Source organism: Tardiphaga sp. GW822-FHT04G09 (genome assembly GCF_058800725.1).
The window spans coordinates 101,560-119,563 of sequence record NZ_JBXAMO010000007.1 but is presented as its reverse complement, the minus strand read 5'-3'; the positions used below and the strand labels follow the sequence as shown (position 1 = coordinate 119,563).

Below are 18,004 nucleotides of genomic sequence, written 5' to 3'. Positions count from 1 at the left end.
AAACAAAAGCAGCCGCTCGCGCCGAGGCTCAGCATATCGTCTCGACCGGCGTCCGCTTCGGCGCAGCATCGGCACGCGTCTAGGTCAGCGATCTGCGCAAACGATTTGCACCGTCACGCGTGCACCAAGTAACGACCACGCCGCAGTCACACCTTCGCCATTTCTGACGTTCCCAAGCCGTGGTAACCAGCTATCGGGTCTACAGCGGAGAAGCCGTCTCTCGGGTCGAGGGGATACCCGCACTGGAGTCGGTCATGACCGGTCAAATTCCCTTCTTCGTGCCTAAGCGTACGATCACCGCAAGTGAGGTCGCGGGCATCGCGGGCTTGCTTTTTGTTACAAAGGATTTCCTCATTTCGGCTGGAGCAGCGCTAGAGACAGCGCGCCGCGGCGAGCTAAGCTATATGGACAATCACAGGTATCTTGAGGCCTTGAGGCAGACGAATGCGGGCGCTTGTCTCGTCTCCCCGCGCTTCAGCGCATCCGTTCCAGAGGAGACCTACTCTTTTGTCACACCTCAGCCGTATTTGATTTACTCAAGGATCCTCGCCTTGCTCTATCCCGGGGCGGCTATCCCGGGGTCACTTTTCGAGACCGTCGGCATTTCGCCAAACGCCACGGTTCATGCTTCGGCCATCATCGATTGCGGGGTTACCATCGATCCCGGCGCAGTGATCGGTCCCCGGGCCAAGATCGGTGAACGCACTTATATCGGGTCAAACGTCGTGATCGGTCCAGACGTAACCATCGGAAGCCATAGCTCAGTCGGCGCCGGCGCTATCATTGCGCACGCTACTGTTGGCAATCACGTCATTGTCCACCCAGGCGTATCAATCGGGCAGGACGGCTTCGGATTCGTGCCCGATAAAGGCGGACATATAAAAATTCTCCAGGTCGGAGGCGTCATTATTGAGGACTGCGTCGAAATAGGCGCAAACACGACCATCGATCGCGGGTCAACCCGTAACACGTTTATCGGCGAAGGAACGAAACTCGATAACCTCGTACAAGTCGCCCATAACGTGACGATTGGCAGGCACTGCCTCATCGCCGCGCAAGTCGGAATTGCCGGGTCCGCAACTCTCGGGAGTTTGTTGCAATAGGCGGCCAGACTGGAATTGCTCCTCATCTGACGATTGGCAACGGCGCACAGATAGCCGGTGCAAGCGGCGTCACGCGCGACGTGCCCGCAGGAGAGCGGTGGGCAGGATTCCCAGCCCGTCCCAGCCGCAGGTTTTTCCGGCAATACAAAGCCATGGAAATGCTTGCGGCCGGTTACCGCGAGACAAGCGATCGATGAACCTGCAAACCGCCAGAATTTGTCAAAGGGGCGGTTTATGAAACGCCTGAAAGACCGGTTTTTGACAGGTTGATGGACAGGTTAGTGTTTTCTCCACACGCGACGCGCGGTTACCGCGGCGGAATGTCACCGCGTGCCCAGCACTCACGCGTATGCGCCCGAAATTCTTCGAACGTTCCGGCCTCGATGGCTGTGCGGATACCCTGCATCAGGCTCTGGTAATAGGCGATGTTGATTTCCGACAGCAGCATCGCGCCCAGGGTTTCGCCTGATCGCACGAGGTGATGCAGATAGGCGCGCGAATAGTCGCGCGCGGCCGGCCAGGCGCTCTCTTCATCCAACGGCCGCGGATCGTCCAGGTGCCGTGCATTGCGCATATTGATCTGGCCATAGCGTGTGAAGGCCATGCCGTGACGACCGTTCCGTGTCGGCATCACGCAGTCGAACATGTCGACACCGCGCGCCACCGCTTCCAGCATGTCGTCCGGCGTGCCGACGCCCATCAGATAACGCGGCCGGTCCGAGGGAAGGATCGGAACCACCTCCTCGATCATTGCCAGCATCACTGCCTGCGGCTCGCCGACCGCGAGACCACCGATCGCATAGCCGTGGAAGCCGATGTCGATGAGGCCATGCGCGCTGGCGCGACGCAGTGCGGGCACATCGCCGCCCTGCGCGATGCCGAACAGCATATAGCCGTCAGGCGCCGTCTCGAAGGCGCGCTTAGAGCGTTCGGCCCAGCGCAGCGACAGCTGCATGGCGCGGTCGATATCAGCATGCTCCGCTGGCAACCGCACGCATTCGTCGAGCTGCATCGCGATGTCAGAATTCAGCAGCCGCTGGATCTCGATGGCCCGTTCTGGCGTCAATTCGAACTTGGCGCCGTCGATATGCGAGCGGAACGTGACGCCCTGCTCGGTCACCTTGCGCAGCTGCGCCAGTGACATCACCTGGAAGCCGCCGGAGTCGGTCAGCATCGGCCCGTTCCAGGTGGTGAATTTTTGCAGGCCGCCGAACGACGCGACGCGTTCGGCGCCGGGACGCAGCATCAGATGATAGGTATTGCCGAGCACGATATCGGCACCGGCATCGCGCACATCGCGCCAGTGCAGGCTCTTCATCGCGCCAAGCGTTCCCACCGGCATGAAGGCCGGCGTGCGAACCACGCCATGCGGCGTCGTCAGCAGGCCCCCGCGTGCCGTGCCATCAGTGCGCAGCAGTTCGAAGTGATTGGCGACGGTCATTGATTGCGTGTGTCCCGAAACAGCAGACTGGCGTCGCCGTATGAATAGAAACGATAGCCGGTCGCGATGGCATGGGCATAGGCCTGCTTCATCGTATCCATGCCGGCAAAGGCCGAGACCAGCATGAACAGCGTCGAACGCGGCAGATGGAAATTGGTGAGCATGATGTCGACGGCGCGGAAACGATAGCCCGGCGTGATGAAGATCGCGGTCTCGTCGGCGAACGGATGAATAATGCCGTCCTCAGACGTCGCGCTTTCTAGCAGACGCATCGAGGTCGTGCCGACGGCAACGACGCGTCCGCCAGCCGCATGCGCGGCGTTCAGCGCATCCGCCGTTGCGCGCGAGATCGTGCCCCATTCGGAATGCATCTTGTGCTCGGCGGTGTCGTCGACCTTCACCGGCAGGAACGTCCCGGCCCCCACATGCAGCGTGATGCGATGCAGGCCGACACCGCGCGCCTTCAGGGCGGCTTCCAGCGCCGGCGTGAAGTGCAATCCCGCAGTGGGCGCGGCAACGGCCCCGTCATTAGCGGCAAACATGGTTTGATAGTCGGCAACGTCACGCTCGTCCGGCGCGCGCTTTCCAGCGATATAAGGCGGCAGCGGCGGCGCACCCAGTTCGGCGATGGCCTGATCCAGCGCCGGGCCATGAAACGAAAATGACAGCGTAATCTCGCCCGCCTCACCCTTGTGTTCGACGACAGCATCGAGATGGCCGAGCAGACAGACGCGGCCCTCATTGCCGAAGCGAACCATATCGCCCTCGGCGAGCTTCCTGGCGGGCCTGACCAGAGCTTGCCAGCGCGAACCATCGAGGCGCTTGATCAGCGTCGCATCGATCTTCGGTTCGGTCTCGCGGCCAATACGACGGCCGGCGAGTTGCGCCGAGATGACCCTGGTATCGTTGACCACAAGCTGATCGCCGGGCTTCAGCCAGTTCGGTAGATCGGCGACGACGTGGTCCTGCACATCTAGACCCGGCTGAACCACAAGCAACCGCGCAGCATCCCGCGGGCTGGCGGGCCGCAATGCGATGTTCTCGGCAGGAAGTTCGAAGTCGAAGATATCGGTACGCATTGCTCTAAATGGCATTGCCGGGCATAGCCCGGCAATCCATCAATTCGTGAAACGGACACCCGGGTTACCCCGGAGATGACAGCTGATGTCAGGCAGCCGCGTCGGCAGCCATATGCGCCTTGACGATCTTGTCCGGGTTCTGCACCGGCTCGCCACGCTTGATCTTGTCGACGTTCTCCATGCCCTCGGTGACCTTGCCCCAGACAGTGTACTGTTTGTTGAGGAAGGACGCGTCGTCGAAGCAGATGAAGAACTGGCTGTCGCCGGAATCCGGGCTGGCTGCGCGAGCCATCGACAGCGTGCCGCGCACGTGCGGTTCGTTGTTGAATTCCGCCTTCAGCTTCTTGCCCGAGCCGCCGGTGCCGGTGCCCTGCGGACAGCCGGTCTGCGCCATGAAGCCGTCGATGACGCGATGGAACACGATACCGTCGTAGAAGCCTTCGCGCACCAGTTCCTTGATACGGGCGACATGGCCCGGGGCCAGATCCGGGCGCATCTCGATGGTGACGGGACCCTGGGTGGTTTCAAGGATCAAAGTATTCTCGGTAACAGCCATGCTCGTCTCTCTACTGGTTTGGGTTGGTTTCGGCGGTCGTCAAACCGCAGTCGGAAGGGGCGTCCAGCGACCGCGTCGCCCAGGCCCCCGGTAAATGGCATCGGCGTGCAATGTTGCAATGTCTCCATCACAGCCGTTCGATAGGCAACGCTGTCGGCCTCGGAGGCCCCCGGCGTCTCGAAGGTAATTCTCGGCTTTCCGAGAAGTTCACCGGAGCGCGTCAGGCTGAACAGCACCGTGATTTCCATGCCCGGATGGCCTCTCGGCAATGCCGGCGGTTGCCAGCATGCTTTCAGCTTTCCGAACATGCCCTCCAGGGTGCTGACAGCGTCAAATTGAGCCGACGCCGGATGCGCCTGAAGGACTCCGGACAGCAATGATACCGCGAGCAGAGCAATGACCCTGCATCGCGGCATCATGGTGTTTACTTGATGTCAGAAGCGACCTGGACCTTGACCATCTTGTCAGGGTCGGTCACGGCGCCACTGGCCGAACCGGGAGGCGCCTTCTTCAGCTTGTCCACAACGTCCATGCCGGCGACGACATCGCCAACCACGGTGTACTTGCCGTTCAGGGACGAGCCTTCAGCGAACATGATGAAGAACTGTGAATTGGCCGAGTTCGGATCGCCGGCGCGCGCCATACCGACCACGCCACGCTTGAACGGCACCTGCGAGAATTCGGCCTGCAGGTTCGGATACTTCGACCCGCCGGTACCGTTGAAGTTCTTGCCGTCGCCGGTCTGCGCCATGAAGCCATCCATCACGCGGTGGAACGGCACGTTGTTATAGTAGCCCTCGCGGGCGAGCAGCTTGATGCGCTCTGCGTGCTGCGGGGCGATATCGGTGCGCAGCTTGATAATGATCCGACCCTTTGTCGTGTCGATCACAACCGAATTGGCCTTGTCGACGCCAGCCGGAAGTGCTGCCGGAGCCTGCGCGAAAGCGGGAGCCGCGAACATCAGCGCGGCAGCAAGTGCGACTATACGGATCATGGAAACTCCGGATCAGAGAAAGCCGGTCAACCGGCGAATTTGGACTTGAGGCTCTCGGCGACCGCGTCCGGAACGAAAGCCGAAACGTCGCCGCCCATCGCGGCGATTTGCCGGACCAGTGTGGCGGTGATCGGGCGGACACTGACTGAGGCCGGAAGAAATACCGTCTGCACATCCGGCGCCATGGTCTCGTTCATGCCGACGATCTGCATCTCGTAATCGAGATCGGTGCCGTCGCGCAGCCCGCGGATCATGATGGTCGCACCGAGCTGCTGCGCCAGTGTGGTGGTCAGATTGTCATAGGTCGTGCAGTCAAATTCGCAGCCGGCGGCTGAGGCCAGCGGTCCGAACACCTGCTTCACCATCTCCAGCCGCTCGTCCGTGGAGAACAGAGGCTTCTTGCCAGGGTGGACGCCTATCGCGACCACGAGCTTGTCGCACAGGCCCACGGCATGGCGGACCACATCGAGATGGCCATTGGTGACGGGATCGAATGAACCGGGATAAAGCGCGATACGGGGCATTCCCCCTCCTACCCCGCCCCCGTTCGAGCTGCAAGCCGACTTGGTTCCATCCACCGGGGTCGAATGGCTGATGTTTATTTTTGCTGCTGCCTCGAACCGGAAGGCCAGTCAGCGCGTCTACTGGGTACGCAGCGACGATACTGAAAACATTGGGCTTTCCGGCCTCATGTGTCGTCAGGCGCGTACGGACGACACACAAGCCGGGCCGGATGAAACCACTTTGCCCGGACACGACAACTTCTTGAAACCGGGTCTGATTAATCAGGCAAGCACAGGAAGCGACAAACAAACCGGGCCAAAACGGCCCGAATGACAGGGGACCGTCATGATCAAGACTCTCTCAGCAGTTGCCGTCGCAGCTTTCATCGCAGCCGCCCTCACCGTTCTGCCGGGCTTCGCCCCGAAGGTCGAGGCGTCGGTGCCGGTGGCCCTCGCCAAGGCCGACCGCCTGGACATCCACACGGCAGGTCGCAACTGCTCCGAGCAGGCCTGGCCGAACTTCGAGGCCTCCTGCCTGCGTAACGCAGCCAGCAAGACGATCACCGTCCGGGAAGCCCGCCTGGTAACCACTGAGCGTCGCTAAGCGGCAAAGGATACCGCGCCCCGGTGAGCCGGGGGCGGGTATGGATATTGAATCCGGACAATCGAACTACACTCCCCCACGCGCGCGACACATAGTTAAGTGAAATTCTCGCGACACCAGCTTCAACTAATTTCATGGTAATTCGCGACGCAACGTCGCAGACTGGCGGACAAGCGCTATTGCGAGGCGCGAGTCCTGTGAGGGCTGCCAGTGACCGCCATTCCAGCCACATCCCCGGGCCACTCTGGCGGACTTCCTGTCACGGCAACGATCGGCGCGCTCGGCGTCGTCTATGGCGATATCGGCACCAGCCCCCTTTATGCACTCAAGGAAGCCGTGAAGGCAGCGGCCCATGGCGGGCCTCTTACGCCCGAAGCAACGCTCGGCGTGGTGTCGCTGATCCTTTGGGCCTTGATCCTCATTATCTCCCTGAAATACGCGCTGCTGATTCTGCGCGCGGACAATCGTGGCGAAGGCGGCATCGTCGCGCTGCTGGCACTGCTCCACGCGCGCAACGCGGAGCCCGGCACATGGCGCGTACATCTGCTGGTCGTCGGTCTCGTCGGCGCCGCCCTGCTCTACGGTGACGGCGCCATCACGCCGGCGATCTCGGTTCTGTCAGCCATTGAAGGCCTGAAGGTCGATGCGCCATCGCTGGCGCCGTTGGTGGTCCCGCTCACGGTCATCATTCTGATCGGGCTGTTTCTGATGCAGAGCAAGGGCACCGGTTTCATCGGCGGCATCTTCGGGCCGGTGATGCTGGGCTGGTTTGCCGTGCTCGCGCTGCTCGGCATCCACGGCATCGTGCAATCGCCCGGCGTGCTCGCTGCCGTCAGTCCCCTCTATGCCTTCGAATTCCTGATCCATCGGGACTTCCACATCAGCTTTGCAATTCTCGGCGCAGCCTTCCTTGCCGTGACCGGCGGCGAAGCGATGTATGCCGACATGGGCCATTTCGGACGGAATCCCATCCGGCTTGCGTGGTTTGCCATCGCCCTGCCGGCGCTGGTGCTGAACTATTTCGGCCAGGCGGGACTGCTGATCGCCGACCCCACCGCCGTCGACAACCCGTTCTATCAACTGGCGCCTGATTGGCTGCACTATCCGCTGGTGGCCTTTGCCACTGTCGCGACGGTGATCGCCTCGCAGGCCATCATCTCCGGTGTGTTCTCGCTAACGCAGCAATCGATCCAGCTCGGCTTCCTGCCGCGGATGCAGATCCGACACACCACCAGCCACGCGATCGGCCAGATCTATGTGCCGCTGGTCAACTGGCTGCTGGCGGCCGCGACACTGGCCGCCGTTCTCAGCTTCGGCACATCGGACGCGCTGGCAGGCGCCTATGGCATCGCCGTGTCGCTGCTGATGGCGATCACAACGCTGCTCGCCGCACTGGTCGCACTGCAATGGGGCTATTCGCCGATCCTCGTCGTATCGGTGAACGGATTCTTCTTCGTCATTGATTGCATCTTCTTCGCCGCCAATTCAGCGAAGGTTTTCGAGGGCGGTTGGTTTCCGCTATTCTTGGCGGCTGCCGTGGCGTTCCTGATGCTGACATGGCGCAGTGGTGTCAAACTCGTCGAAAGCGCCCGGGCCAAACTGCGCCAGCCCGAGGAAGACCTGATCGAGACAGCTGTGAGTCGTTGCCATGCCCGCCTCAATGGCACCGCGGTATTTCTGGCATCCATGCCCAACGGCGTGCCGCTGGCGCTCACGCAATTCGTCAAGCACAACCACGTTCTGCATCAGCGCGTCATTCTGGTGACTGTGCTGATCTCCGAAGTGCCGCGCGTCCCGGAAGCCGATCGCGCCGAGACTATCGAAGTCATCGAAGGGATCACGCGTGTCATCCTGCATTACGGATTCATGCAGTATCCAACGATCTCCGACGGGCTGAGACTGGCGTGCGAACAGGGCAAGCTGCCCGGCATCGACCTCGCCGACATCACCTACTACATCGGCCGCGAGACCATCATTCCCAGCGACAAAGTCGCCGGCATGGCGGTGTGGCGCGAAACCGTATTCGCGTTCCTGCAACGTAACGCCGAACGCTCCGCAGCATTCTTCGGCGTGCCGACCAGACAGGTCGTCGAGTTCGGCACCGAAATCGAGATTTAAACCGCGCGACTTGAGCCTCGGCCGGCCGCTGCGCACCATCCGTTTGGTTCGTGCGTTAGTGACCGACCCCCGCAGGGGGCGGAGCCTTTTCAAAACACGCGATCAGCATTTCGGTAAGAACCCGCACCTTTCGCGCGGGATGCGGACTTGGCGGCCGGATAACATAGACACCTGCCGGCGGTGGTGGATGGCGTGTCATGACCGCAACCAGCGCGCCGGAGGCGATGTAGTCGTCGGTGATGCCATCCGGGAGCCAGGCGATACCGAGTCCTGCCAATGCTGCGGCGACAAGAGCTGCGCCGTTGTCGGCCTTGAATCGCCCCTGCGGGCGCACCGTGATTGTCTTGTCACCATCCATGAATTGCCAGGCTTCGGTGCCCTGCATGAGAGCCTGATGGGCGACGAGTTCGTCCGGTGCCTCCGGTGAGCCATGCGCTTTGATATAGTCCGGGCTCGCGACCAACTTTCCATAGATGGGTCCGACGTGCCGCGCAATCAGGTTTGAGTCCTGAAGATAGCCAAACCGGATCGCACAATCGAAACCTTCTCCGATGAGATCGACGAAGCGATCGCTGTAGGACGTATGGACGTGGAGCTGCGGATGGCGTCGCGCCATGTCCGCGAGCACTCGCGCCAGGTGAGTTGGGCCAAATGTCAGCGGCGCTGCAATGCGCAGGCGACCGCAAAGCTCGCCGTCCGGCAGAAGCATGTCCCTCGCCGTGTCGATCTCGGCGCAGGCACGCGCTGCATGGTCGCGAAATGCGACCCCGGCTTCCGTGAGACCAGCGCCGCGCGTGGTGCGCGCCAGAAGCTGGACGCCGAGTTCCGCTTCGAGCCGGGCGAGCTGCCGACTGACAATCGACTTGGAGACGCCAAGCCGGCGCGCGGCGGGCGATACGCCGCCAGCATCGGCCACTTCCACAAAGGTTCTGAGCTCTTCGATATCCAATTCGGCGTTCCCCGTTCCGCGACACAGCTTGGCACGAGCGGGCACTATCGCATTACCGATCCGAACGGCAATACCTCCGTCGGGCAACGTCGCCGTTGGCGCATGTCCCCAACCCACCTCACTTACAACGGCAGCAGAGGATGTATTCATGACCTTTCGTAATGGCCTTGCGTCGCTTCTTCGTCCCGAAGACTCGGTTCTCGTTCTCATCGACCACCAGCCGTTCCAGCTCGCCAACCTGAACAGCCACGAACCGCAGATGGTGATCAACAACACGGTAGGTCTGGCCAAGGCCGCCAAGATTTTCGGTGTCCCCACGATCCTGACGAGCGTGCTCGCTGAACGTGGCGGCATCCTGTTCCCACAGATCACCGATGTCTTCCCCGGCCAGGAGGTGATCGACCGGACCTGGGTCAACACCTGGCAAGATCCAAAGGCGGTCGACGCGGTGAAGGCGACGGGCCGCAAGCAACTGATCATCGCTGGCCTGTGGACCGAAGTCTGCGTCGCGATGCCCACGATCCAGGCGCTCGGCGAGGGCTGGGACGTCACGGTCGTCACCGACGCGTCCGGCGGCATATCGGTCGAGGCTCACGAGGTCGCGATCCAACGCATGATCCGAGCCGGCGCCAACATGATGACCTGGTTCGCGGTGGCTGCTGAATGGCAGCGCGACTGGGCCCGGCTAGACACGGTGCCCGGATTGACGGAGCTCATGATACAGCACGGCGGCGGCAGCGGCATCGCCTATGTGTGGGAGCAGCAACTGCTCAACACGCCCGTGCCGAAAAGCTAACTGAGACGAAGGACGGCGTGACCGTGCGAGCATCGACCGCTCATCGCGGATTCGCCGTCCCCTCAGCACAAAAGCAACGCCCGAGTGCAGCGGGAAGGAGCTGTGCTGTCCGGTGATCTGACTGCCACCGTCCATGAAAACGCCTGATGATCAAGTTGAGCTTCGTTCTTGCGGCAACAGTCGCGACGACTACAGTCGTACAGGCACAGGTCGGCACTGACGTCGAGCGCGCGCCAACGCTGACGAACGAAAGATATCGCGAGGATTGGTCCTATCTCGCGGATCCATCCAAGCGAACCGGCCATTGGACGGAGCCCTTCAAATATATCCCGTTGCAGGAGCAAGCGTGGATTTATCTCGCGACCGGCATGGAAGCCCGATCGCGCTACGAGAGCTATACCAACGTCAATTGGGGATCCGTGCCGAATGACAGTTATATCTGGCACCGCTTCATGCCCTATGCCGACCTTCACGCCGGCAAGGTGCGGTTTTTCACCCAACCCATCTTTTCGGCGATCACCGGCACCAGCCGGCCCGAGCGTCCGGTCGATACGACTGGCGCCGATATGCTTCAGGCGTTCGGCGAGATCGAAATAAATGTCGGAGACCGCAGCACGCTGCGGATGTCGGCGGGACGCAAGCTGATGTCGCTGGGCGCTGGCCGCTTCATTGACACCCGCTACGGTCCCAATGTCCCGCAGGCCTTTGACGGTCTCGACGCGATCGTCACCGGACCTGGTCGCCAGATGACGCTGTTTTACGCCCGTCCCGTCGACAATTTTCCGGGCGATTTTGATGATCGCATGTCGCACCAAAAATCCGTCTGGGGCGCCTATGCAACGCAATGGCTGCGGGAGAATAAGTCGGTCGGTGTCGATGTCTATTATCTGGGTTTGCTGGACCGCGATGCGGTTTTCGATCAAGGCCGCGGCAGGGAACTCGCGCATACAGTCGGAACGCGAATCTTCGGCGACACCGGCGCCTGGTTCTGGAATGTCGAAGGCGCCCTCCAGCGTGGGACTTTCGGAACGCAACGCGTGGAAGCATGGGGTATTGGTGGTGAATTCGGCTATCGCTTCCTCCAGACGCCACTTCAACCCGAACTCCGGTTCATGTCCGATGTCATTTCGGGAGACGGCAACCCGGACGATTCAAAGCTCGGGACGTTCAACCCTCTGTTTCCGAGGGGCAAGTATTTCGGTGCTCTGTCTCCGGTCGGCCCGCGCAACCTCATTCAGGTCCGGCCGTCGATCACCGTCTATCCGCGCAAAGATGTCGCAATCGCGCTCACCGGAGCGGCCTATTGGCGACAGAGCACGGCCGACGGGATCTACGGGGTCCCCGGAAATCTCGTGAGAAGCGGCAAAGGCAGCGATGCGCGCTATATCGGACATCAGGTCGAGCTGTCCGTAGCATGGCAGGCTACGGCCGAACTCAATCTGTCTGCATCGTTGAGTGCCTTCGAAGCCGGGCGTTTCATATCGGACACCGGACCCGCACAGACCATAACCCTGATCAGCGTGATGGCGAACTTCCGTTTCTAGCTGTGACACGACCTGATCGACGATTGAACAAGGAGTTCTCATGGAAATCGGCATCGACAGTTTTGCAGCCATCCTTCCCGATCCAGCGACCGGCAAGCTGCCTTCAGCGACCGATCGCATGGCGGACCTCCTTGATGAGGTCGAGGTCGCCGACCGGGTTGGGCTCGATGTCTTCGGCATCGGTGAGCACCACCGCGCTGAGTTCCTCGATTCCGCGCCCACCGTCATTCTGGCAGCAGCAGCAGCCCGCACGCAGCAAATCCGGCTGACAAGCGCCGTGACAGTGCTGAGCGCCGCCGATCCCGTGCGGGTGTTTCAGGAATTCGCCACCCTCGATCTGATCTCGAAAGGCCGCGCCGAACTCGTCGTCGGCCGAGGATCATTCGGTGAGGCCTATCCGCTGTTCGGCATGGAACCGCAGGACTACGACGAACTGTTCGCCGAGAAGCTCGCGCTGTTCCTGAAGCTTGGCGAGACCAAGCATCCGATCTGGAAAGGTCGCTTTCGTGCTGAACTCAAGGGCCAGGGTGTCTATCCCCGTCCCCATCAGCCACGGCTGCCCGTCTGGATCGGCGTCGGTGGCACACCGGAATCCTTTGCGCGCGCCGGCACGCTGGGCCTGCCACTGATGGTCGCGATCATCGGCGGCACGTTCGCGCGCTTTCGCCCGCTGGTCGATCTCTACCGCGAGGCCGGCAGCCGTGCCGGACACAGTCCCGACAAGCTCAAGGTCGGCGTGCATGCGATGGGCTTTGTCGGCGAGACCGATGCGGCAGCCAGGGATGCATTCTTCCCCGGCTGGGCGCATCTGACGGCGAAGATCGGTCGCGAACGCGGCTGGTCGTCGCCGTCGCGCCAGCAATTCGATGCCATGGCCGGCCCGGAAGGCGCGTTCCTGGTCGGTGCCCCCGCGACGGTTGCTGCCAAGATGCGTCACGCGAGCGAAACCCTCGGTGACGTCTCGCGCATCACCTTCCAGATGAGCACTGCTTCGCTCGAAACCGCCGCGATGAAACGTTCGATCGAACTGTTAGGCAGTGAAGTCGCGCCGATCATTCGGGCAGTGCAATCGAAGGCATGAGAAACGCTCCCCTTTGATCGTGCAGCACATGACATCGCTCTACACGATCTGAGCCTGACGCGTTGAATTGCCGCATACATGGCGGCATCGGACAAAGCCGCCAAAGTCATCTACTGTGCCCGCGACATAGTGCGCGAACACGTGCAGCTAGGTGCAGGGCACGCCGGATTGAGAAATCCGGCCGATCGACGAAAGAGGTGAAATGGCGGACGCTTCCGGTTTTAGCTTGGGACACGCAATTGTCCTGCTGGGTGCAGCCACCGTCGCAGTGCCATTGTTCAAACGATTGGGGCTTGGCTCCGTGCTCGGCTATCTCACCGCCGGCCTCGCCGTGGGACCGTTCGGCCTTGGCCTGTTCAACGATCCCGAGACACTGCTGCATACGGCCGAACTCGGCGTCGTCATGTTCCTGTTCATCATCGGACTGGAGATGCGCCCGTCGAAACTGTGGAAGCTGCGGCGCCAGATCTTCGGCCTCGGCGCCGCGCAGGTCGTCACTTGCGGCTTCCTGCTCACGCTGGTCGGCATGGCCGCCGGCCTCGCTTTCCCCGTCGCCATGATCGGCGCCATGGGTTTTGTGCTGTCCTCCACCGCCGTCATCATGCACCTGCTGGAGGAGCACGAAGAGACCACGACGCCTGAGGGCCAGCGCGCCATCGCGATCCTGCTGCTGGAGGATCTCGCCATCGTGCCGCTGCTCGCGCTGGTCGCCATCTGGGGCGCCGCCGAGGCCCCGACAGCCGCGACGACAAAACCGATGTGGCAGAGCGCCGCCATCGCGCTGGCCGGCCTCGCCGCGCTGCTGGCCGCGGGCCGCTGGTTGCTCGACCCGTTCTTCCGCATTATCGCAAAGGCCGGCGCACGCGAGGTGTTAACCGCCGCCGCGCTTCTGGTCGTGCTCGGCTCCGCCGTCTTCATGCAGAGCGTCGGCCTGTCGATGGCGATGGGCGCCTTCCTCGCCGGCGTGCTGCTCTCGGAATCGAACTTCCGGCATCAACTCGAGGCCGACATCGAACCGTTCCGCGGTATTCTGCTCGGCCTGTTCTTCCTCAGCGTCGGCATGTCGCTCAATCTCAGCATCGTCGCCAGTGAATGGATCATGGTGCTGGGCGGCGTCGTGGCCTTCATGATCGTCAAGGCGATCGGCATCTATGTGATCGCACGCCTCGCAAAGTCCGATCACGCCGCCGCCACCCACCGCGCCGCGCTGTTCGCGCAAGGCGGCGAATTCGCCTTCGTCCTCTATGCGGCGGCGGGGACCGCGGGGATCTTCGACACCCGCGTCTCGGCTGTCATGAGCGCGATCGTCATCCTGTCGATGGCACTGACGCCCATCGTGCTGCTGATCCACGCGCAGATGCGGCAGCGCACGCCGGTCTCCATGGACGGCATCGACAAAGCCGACGGCCTGCGCGGAAAAGTGCTGTTCATCGGCTTCGGCCGCTTCGCGCAGGTGGCGAGCCAGGCCCTGCTGGCGCGCAACATCGAACTGTCGCTGATCGAAACCGATGTGGACATGATCCGCGCCGCCGGCAATTTCGGCTTCAAGATCCACTATGGTGATGGCACCCGCCTCGACGTGCTGCACGCCTCCGGCGCAGGCACCGCTGAAGCGATCCTGATCTGTGTCGACAAACCGGAGGCAGCAGATCACATCGTCGAACTGTGCCGCTCGGAATTTCCGCTCGCCAAACTCTATGTCCGCTCGTACGACCGCGGCCATTCGCTGCGCCTCATTCATGCCGGGGTCGATTTCCAGATCCGCGAAACTTTCGAATCCGCACTGCTGTTCAGCGAAGCCGTCCTGACCGGGCTCGGCCTCGACGAAGACGAGGCCCGCGAAGCCATCGCCGATGTCCGCGACCGCGACGCACAACGTGTCGAGCTGGAAGTCATCGGCGGCTTAGAGGCCGGCCGCAAGCTGCTGCGCGGCAATGCTGAAACGCCAGAGCCGAGCCCGTTCTTCAGGACGAGGGCGGCGAATGCGGAGAGCACAGATACGAGCGCGTTAGGAGCGGCTGCCGAGCCGTAGTCCTGACAAGGCTTCATCTCTCAGGAAGCTGGCGATGCCGTCCCGAGTGGTTTGGGTGAGCGTCCAGATCCTCGGTAGCGGAACAGTTGGCCAATCGGTCAGAATTTCCGTTCAGCGATAGATCCGAAGGGTATCGCTTCGCTCACCAGTTTCTACGCTCAACGCGTCTGCATGGAAAAGCCCGCGGCATGACTGCGGGCTTTTTGGTTCACGTGTCAGAAGCTCCTGCGGAGAGCCTCAGCCTTCCGCCACCGGCGCAGCGTTGCCGTTCTCGCCCTCTTCGCCCTCGCCCGCCTCGCCGATATGCTCGACCGACACGACGTGCTCGTCGTCAGCCGTGTTGAACACAATGACGCCCTGGGTCGAACGGCCGGCAATGCGGATACCTTCCACTGGGCAGCGGATGAGCTGTCCCTTGTCGGTGACCAGCATGATCTGGTCGCTGTCCTCGACCGGGAACGAGGCGATCAGTTTGCCATTGCGGTTGTTGACCGACATCGCAACGATGCCCTTACCGCCGCGTCCGGTCGTGCGGTACTCGAACGACGAGGTCCGCTTGCCATAGCCGTTTTCGCTGATGGTCAGCACGAACTGCTCGGATGCCGACATCTCGACATAGCGCTGCTCGCCGAGCTCGATGGCGCCGGTCGCCTCTTCAGTCTCCACGGCCGCTGCCGTTTCGTCCGCGACATCCGCACGCTCCTCGGCACCGCCGCGACGCACCGCATTGGCACGGCGCAGATAGGCCGCACGCTCGTCGGAATTGGCCTCGAGGTGGCGCAGGATCGTCAGCGAGATCAGCTTGTCGCCCTCCGCCAGCGAGATGCCACGCACGCCCATGGAGCTGCGGCCCTGGAATACGCGGACGTCAGTCACCGGGAAACGGATGCACTGGCCACCGGCAGCGGTCAGCAGCACATCGTCATGTTCGGTGGCGATCTGCACGTCGACGATGGCTTCGCCCTCGTCGAGCTTCATCGCGATGATACCGGAGCGTCGGACATCGACGAAGTCCGACAACTTGTTGCGGCGAACATTGCCGCCGGTGGTCGCGAACATCACGTCGAGGGTTTCCCACGTCGCTTCGTCCTCGGGCAGCGGCATGATCGTGGTGATGCGTTCGCCCTGCTCAAGCGGCAGGATGTTGATCATCGCCTTGCCGCGGCCGTTTGGCGGCGCGATCGGCAGACGCCAGACCTTTTCCTTGTAGACCTGACCGCGCGACGAGAAGAACAGCACCGGCGTATGGGTCGAGGCCACGAACAGCCGCGAGACGAAATCCTCATCGCGCGTCGCCATGCCCGAACGGCCCTTGCCGCCGCGGCGCTGCGCCCGATAGGTCGAGAGCGGCACGCGCTTGACGTAGCCATGATGCGACACCGTCACCACCATGTCTTCGCGCTGGATCAGGTCTTCGTCTTCGACCTCGCCTTCCTGTTCCATAATCACGGTCTTGCGCGGCGTGGCGAATTCCGACTTCACCGCACCGAGCTCATCCTTGATGATGCCCTGCACGCGCGCGCGCGAGCGCAGGATTTCCAGATAGTCGGCGATCTCGATGGCGAGCTTGTCGAGTTCGTCAGAAATTTCCTCGCGGCCCAGAGCTGTCAGGCGAGCCAGCCGCAGATCGAGAATGGCCTTGGCCTGTTCGAAGGACAGGCGTGCGGTCCCGTCTTCCTCGAGACGATGACGCGGATCGTCGATCAACGTCATCATCGTCGCCACGTCCTGCGCCGGCCAGCGGCGCTCCATCAGGATATCGCGCGCAGTGGTCGGATCCGGCGAGGTCCGGATCACACGAATGACCTCGTCGATATTCGCCACAGCGATGGCGAGGCCAACGAGGATATGCGCGCGGTCGCGCGCCTTGTTGAGCAGAAACTTGGTACGGCGCGTGATGACCTGTTCACGGAACGCGACGAAGATCGTCAGCAGGTCCTTCAGGTTCATCAGCAACGGACGACCGGTGTCGAGCGCCACCATATTGGCGCCAAAATTGGTCTGCAGCGGCGTGAACTTGTAGAGCTGGTTCAGCACCACCTCCGGCACTGCGTCCCGCTTCAATTCGACGACGACGCGAAAACCGTCACGGTCGGATTCGTCCCTGAGATCGGAGATGCCTTCGATCTTCTTGTCGCGCACCAGTTCGGCGATGCGCTCGACCATGGTGGCCTTGTTCACCTGGTACGGAATTTCCGAGATGATGATCGCTTCGCGGTCCTTGCGCGTCGGCTCGATCGAGACCTTGCCACGCATCACGATGGAACCGCGGCCGGTGTGATAGGCCGTACGAATCCCGGCGCGGCCGAGAATGATGCCACCAGTCGGGAAATCCGGACCCGGGATGATCTTGTTCAGATCGTCGATGCTGAGTGACGGATCATCGATCAGCGCGACGCAGGCGTCGATGACTTCGCCGAGATTGTGCGGCGGAATATTGGTGGCCATGCCAACGGCAATGCCGCCGCCGCCATTCACCAGCAGATTGGGAAACTTCGCCGGCAATACGCGTGGCTCACGGAACGAGCCGTCGTAGTTGTCCTGATAGTCGACGGTGTCCTTGTCGAGATCGTCCAGCAGCGACTGCGCGATCTTGGTCAGGCGCGACTCGGTGTATCGCATCGCGGCAGCCTGATCGCCATCCACCGAACCGAAATTGCCCTGACCGTCGATCAGCGGCACGCGCATCGAGAAGTCCTGCGCCATGCGGACCATGGCGTCATAGACCGATTGGTCGCCGTGCGGATGATACTTACCGATGACGTCGCCGACGGTTCGCGCCGACTTGCGATATGGCTTGTTCCACTCGAATCCGTTCTCGTACATCGCGTAGAGAATGCGCCGATGTACCGGCTTCAAGCCGTCACGCGCATCCGGCAACGCACGCGCCACGATCACGCTCATGGCGTAATCGAGATACGAACGCTTCATCTCATCGAGGATGGATACGGGACGAATATCCGAGGGGGCTGGTGGCTCCCCAGGCTTCTGGTCTTCAGTGTCGGACAAGGATGGTTTCCGGTCAGGTTTTGCTGGGAATCATATAGCGCATCGCGCGCCTTCAAGCCACCCCGTCGGCAACGCATGAAGCCCTATTTTCTTGCTGATTTTTCAAATGCTTACGCGAGGCTCACGGGGCTTGTGAAGTGACCTCGAATAAGCCAGCCCGAAGCAGCCGAATCTTGCGAAATCCTGCGGCCGTCT

The 18,004-nt window shown here is 61.9% G+C and carries 15 protein-coding genes and 1 pseudogene; 8 read left to right on the top strand and 8 right to left on the bottom strand.

From position 1 onward, the window contains the following. Positions 1-254 precede the first annotated feature (254 nt). A pseudogene (gene lpxD / locus AC1RLZ_RS14960) lies at positions 255-1,300 on the top strand (UDP-3-O-(3-hydroxymyristoyl)glucosamine N-acyltransferase). A 110-nt stretch (positions 1,301-1,410) separates the two neighbouring features. Here lpxD and tgt read toward each other — a convergent pair. The 6 genes from tgt to coaD all read right to left on the bottom strand — a co-directional run bounded on the left by tgt (position 1,411) and on the right by coaD (position 5,697). Continuing rightward, a complete protein-coding gene (gene tgt / locus AC1RLZ_RS14955; RefSeq protein ID WP_493189227.1) occupies positions 1,411-2,544 on the bottom strand; it encodes a tRNA guanosine(34) transglycosylase Tgt in 1,134 nt (377 codons plus the stop codon). Beyond that, entirely contained in the window at positions 2,541-3,623 is a 1,083-nt protein-coding gene (gene queA, locus AC1RLZ_RS14950; RefSeq protein ID WP_493189226.1) for a tRNA preQ1(34) S-adenosylmethionine ribosyltransferase-isomerase QueA, read from the bottom strand. Before queA ends, tgt begins: the two co-directional genes overlap by 4 nt. A gap of 88 nt (positions 3,624-3,711) precedes the next feature. Then, on the bottom strand, positions 3,712-4,179 hold the full coding sequence (locus AC1RLZ_RS14945; protein WP_089264447.1) for a peptidylprolyl isomerase: 468 nt from the start codon (positions 4,177-4,179) through the stop codon (positions 3,712-3,714). Beyond that, positions 4,155-4,595 carry a UCP034077 family protein gene (locus tag AC1RLZ_RS14940; protein WP_493189351.1) on the bottom strand — a complete coding sequence of 147 codons (441 nt, stop codon included), beginning with the start codon at positions 4,593-4,595 and terminating at the stop codon, positions 4,155-4,157. The genes AC1RLZ_RS14945 and AC1RLZ_RS14940 overlap by 25 nt, the downstream gene beginning before the upstream one ends. A gap of 8 nt (positions 4,596-4,603) precedes the next feature. Then, positions 4,604-5,173 carry a peptidylprolyl isomerase gene (locus AC1RLZ_RS14935; RefSeq protein ID WP_493189225.1) on the bottom strand — a complete coding sequence of 190 codons (570 nt, stop codon included), beginning with the start codon at positions 5,171-5,173 and terminating at the stop codon, positions 4,604-4,606. 26 nt (positions 5,174-5,199) lie between these two features. Then, positions 5,200-5,697, bottom strand: a complete 498-nt coding sequence (coaD, locus tag AC1RLZ_RS14930; protein ID WP_493189224.1) for a pantetheine-phosphate adenylyltransferase — start codon at positions 5,695-5,697, stop codon at positions 5,200-5,202. 70 nt (positions 5,698-5,767) lie between these two features. On the opposite strand from coaD, the gene AC1RLZ_RS14925 reads away from it, so the two are divergent. From AC1RLZ_RS14925 to AC1RLZ_RS14915, 3 genes are all read left to right on the top strand, one after another. Continuing rightward, entirely contained in the window at positions 5,768-6,010 is a 243-nt protein-coding gene (locus AC1RLZ_RS14925) for a hypothetical protein (protein ID WP_493189223.1), read from the top strand. A gap of 12 nt (positions 6,011-6,022) precedes the next feature. Further along, on the top strand, positions 6,023-6,280 hold the full coding sequence (locus AC1RLZ_RS14920) for a hypothetical protein (RefSeq protein ID WP_371426222.1): 258 nt from the start codon (positions 6,023-6,025) through the stop codon (positions 6,278-6,280). A 210-nt stretch (positions 6,281-6,490) separates the two neighbouring features. Further along, a complete protein-coding gene (locus tag AC1RLZ_RS14915) occupies positions 6,491-8,398 on the top strand; it encodes a potassium transporter Kup (RefSeq protein WP_493189222.1) in 1,908 nt (635 codons plus the stop codon). 55 nt (positions 8,399-8,453) lie between these two features. On the opposite strand, the gene AC1RLZ_RS14910 is transcribed toward AC1RLZ_RS14915, so the two are convergent. Further along, a complete protein-coding gene (locus tag AC1RLZ_RS14910; protein WP_493189221.1) occupies positions 8,454-9,347 on the bottom strand; it encodes a LysR family transcriptional regulator in 894 nt (297 codons plus the stop codon). A gap of 148 nt (positions 9,348-9,495) precedes the next feature. On the opposite strand from AC1RLZ_RS14910, the gene AC1RLZ_RS14905 reads away from it, so the two are divergent. The 4 genes from AC1RLZ_RS14905 to AC1RLZ_RS14890 all read left to right on the top strand — a co-directional run bounded on the left by AC1RLZ_RS14905 (position 9,496) and on the right by AC1RLZ_RS14890 (position 14,800). Beyond that, positions 9,496-10,143, top strand: a complete 648-nt coding sequence (locus AC1RLZ_RS14905) for a hydrolase (RefSeq protein ID WP_493189220.1) — start codon at positions 9,496-9,498, stop codon at positions 10,141-10,143. A gap of 146 nt (positions 10,144-10,289) precedes the next feature. Next, the gene (locus AC1RLZ_RS14900; RefSeq protein ID WP_493189219.1) at positions 10,290-11,687 is read left to right on the top strand and encodes an alginate export family protein; all 1,398 of its coding nucleotides are present in this window, start codon (positions 10,290-10,292) and stop codon (positions 11,685-11,687) included. A gap of 40 nt (positions 11,688-11,727) precedes the next feature. After that, positions 11,728-12,768, top strand: a complete 1,041-nt coding sequence (locus tag AC1RLZ_RS14895; protein WP_493189218.1) for an LLM class flavin-dependent oxidoreductase — start codon at positions 11,728-11,730, stop codon at positions 12,766-12,768. A 202-nt stretch (positions 12,769-12,970) separates the two neighbouring features. Then, on the top strand, positions 12,971-14,800 hold the full coding sequence (locus tag AC1RLZ_RS14890) for a monovalent cation:proton antiporter-2 (CPA2) family protein (protein WP_493189217.1): 1,830 nt from the start codon (positions 12,971-12,973) through the stop codon (positions 14,798-14,800). 237 nt (positions 14,801-15,037) lie between these two features. On the opposite strand, the gene gyrA is transcribed toward AC1RLZ_RS14890, so the two are convergent. Beyond that, positions 15,038-17,809 (bottom strand): DNA gyrase subunit A, encoded by a 2,772-nt coding sequence (gene gyrA, locus AC1RLZ_RS14885; protein ID WP_493189216.1) that lies wholly within the window; start codon positions 17,807-17,809, stop codon positions 15,038-15,040. Positions 17,810-18,004 lie beyond the last annotated feature (195 nt).

Excerpts from the sequence above, each read along its gene's own strand:
- tgt (WP_493189227.1), bottom strand. The coding sequence starts at position 2,544 with ATGACCGTCGCCAATCACTTCGAACTGCTGCGCACTGATGGCACGGCA.
- queA (WP_493189226.1), bottom strand. The coding sequence starts at position 3,623 with ATGCGTACCGATATCTTCGACTTCGAACTTCCTGCCGAGAACATCGCA.
- AC1RLZ_RS14945 (WP_089264447.1), bottom strand. The coding sequence starts at position 4,179 with ATGGCTGTTACCGAGAATACTTTGATCCTTGAAACCACCCAGGGTCCC.
- AC1RLZ_RS14940 (WP_493189351.1), bottom strand. The coding sequence starts at position 4,595 with ATGCCGCGATGCAGGGTCATTGCTCTGCTCGCGGTATCATTGCTGTCC.
- AC1RLZ_RS14935 (WP_493189225.1), bottom strand. The coding sequence starts at position 5,173 with ATGATCCGTATAGTCGCACTTGCTGCCGCGCTGATGTTCGCGGCTCCC.
- coaD (WP_493189224.1), bottom strand. The coding sequence starts at position 5,697 with ATGCCCCGTATCGCGCTTTATCCCGGTTCATTCGATCCCGTCACCAAT.
- AC1RLZ_RS14925 (WP_493189223.1), top strand. The coding sequence starts at position 5,768 with ATGTTTATTTTTGCTGCTGCCTCGAACCGGAAGGCCAGTCAGCGCGTC.
- AC1RLZ_RS14920 (WP_371426222.1), top strand. The coding sequence starts at position 6,023 with ATGATCAAGACTCTCTCAGCAGTTGCCGTCGCAGCTTTCATCGCAGCC.
- AC1RLZ_RS14905 (WP_493189220.1), top strand. The coding sequence starts at position 9,496 with ATGACCTTTCGTAATGGCCTTGCGTCGCTTCTTCGTCCCGAAGACTCG.
- AC1RLZ_RS14900 (WP_493189219.1), top strand. The coding sequence starts at position 10,290 with ATGATCAAGTTGAGCTTCGTTCTTGCGGCAACAGTCGCGACGACTACA.
- AC1RLZ_RS14895 (WP_493189218.1), top strand. The coding sequence starts at position 11,728 with ATGGAAATCGGCATCGACAGTTTTGCAGCCATCCTTCCCGATCCAGCG.
- AC1RLZ_RS14890 (WP_493189217.1), top strand. The coding sequence starts at position 12,971 with ATGGCGGACGCTTCCGGTTTTAGCTTGGGACACGCAATTGTCCTGCTG.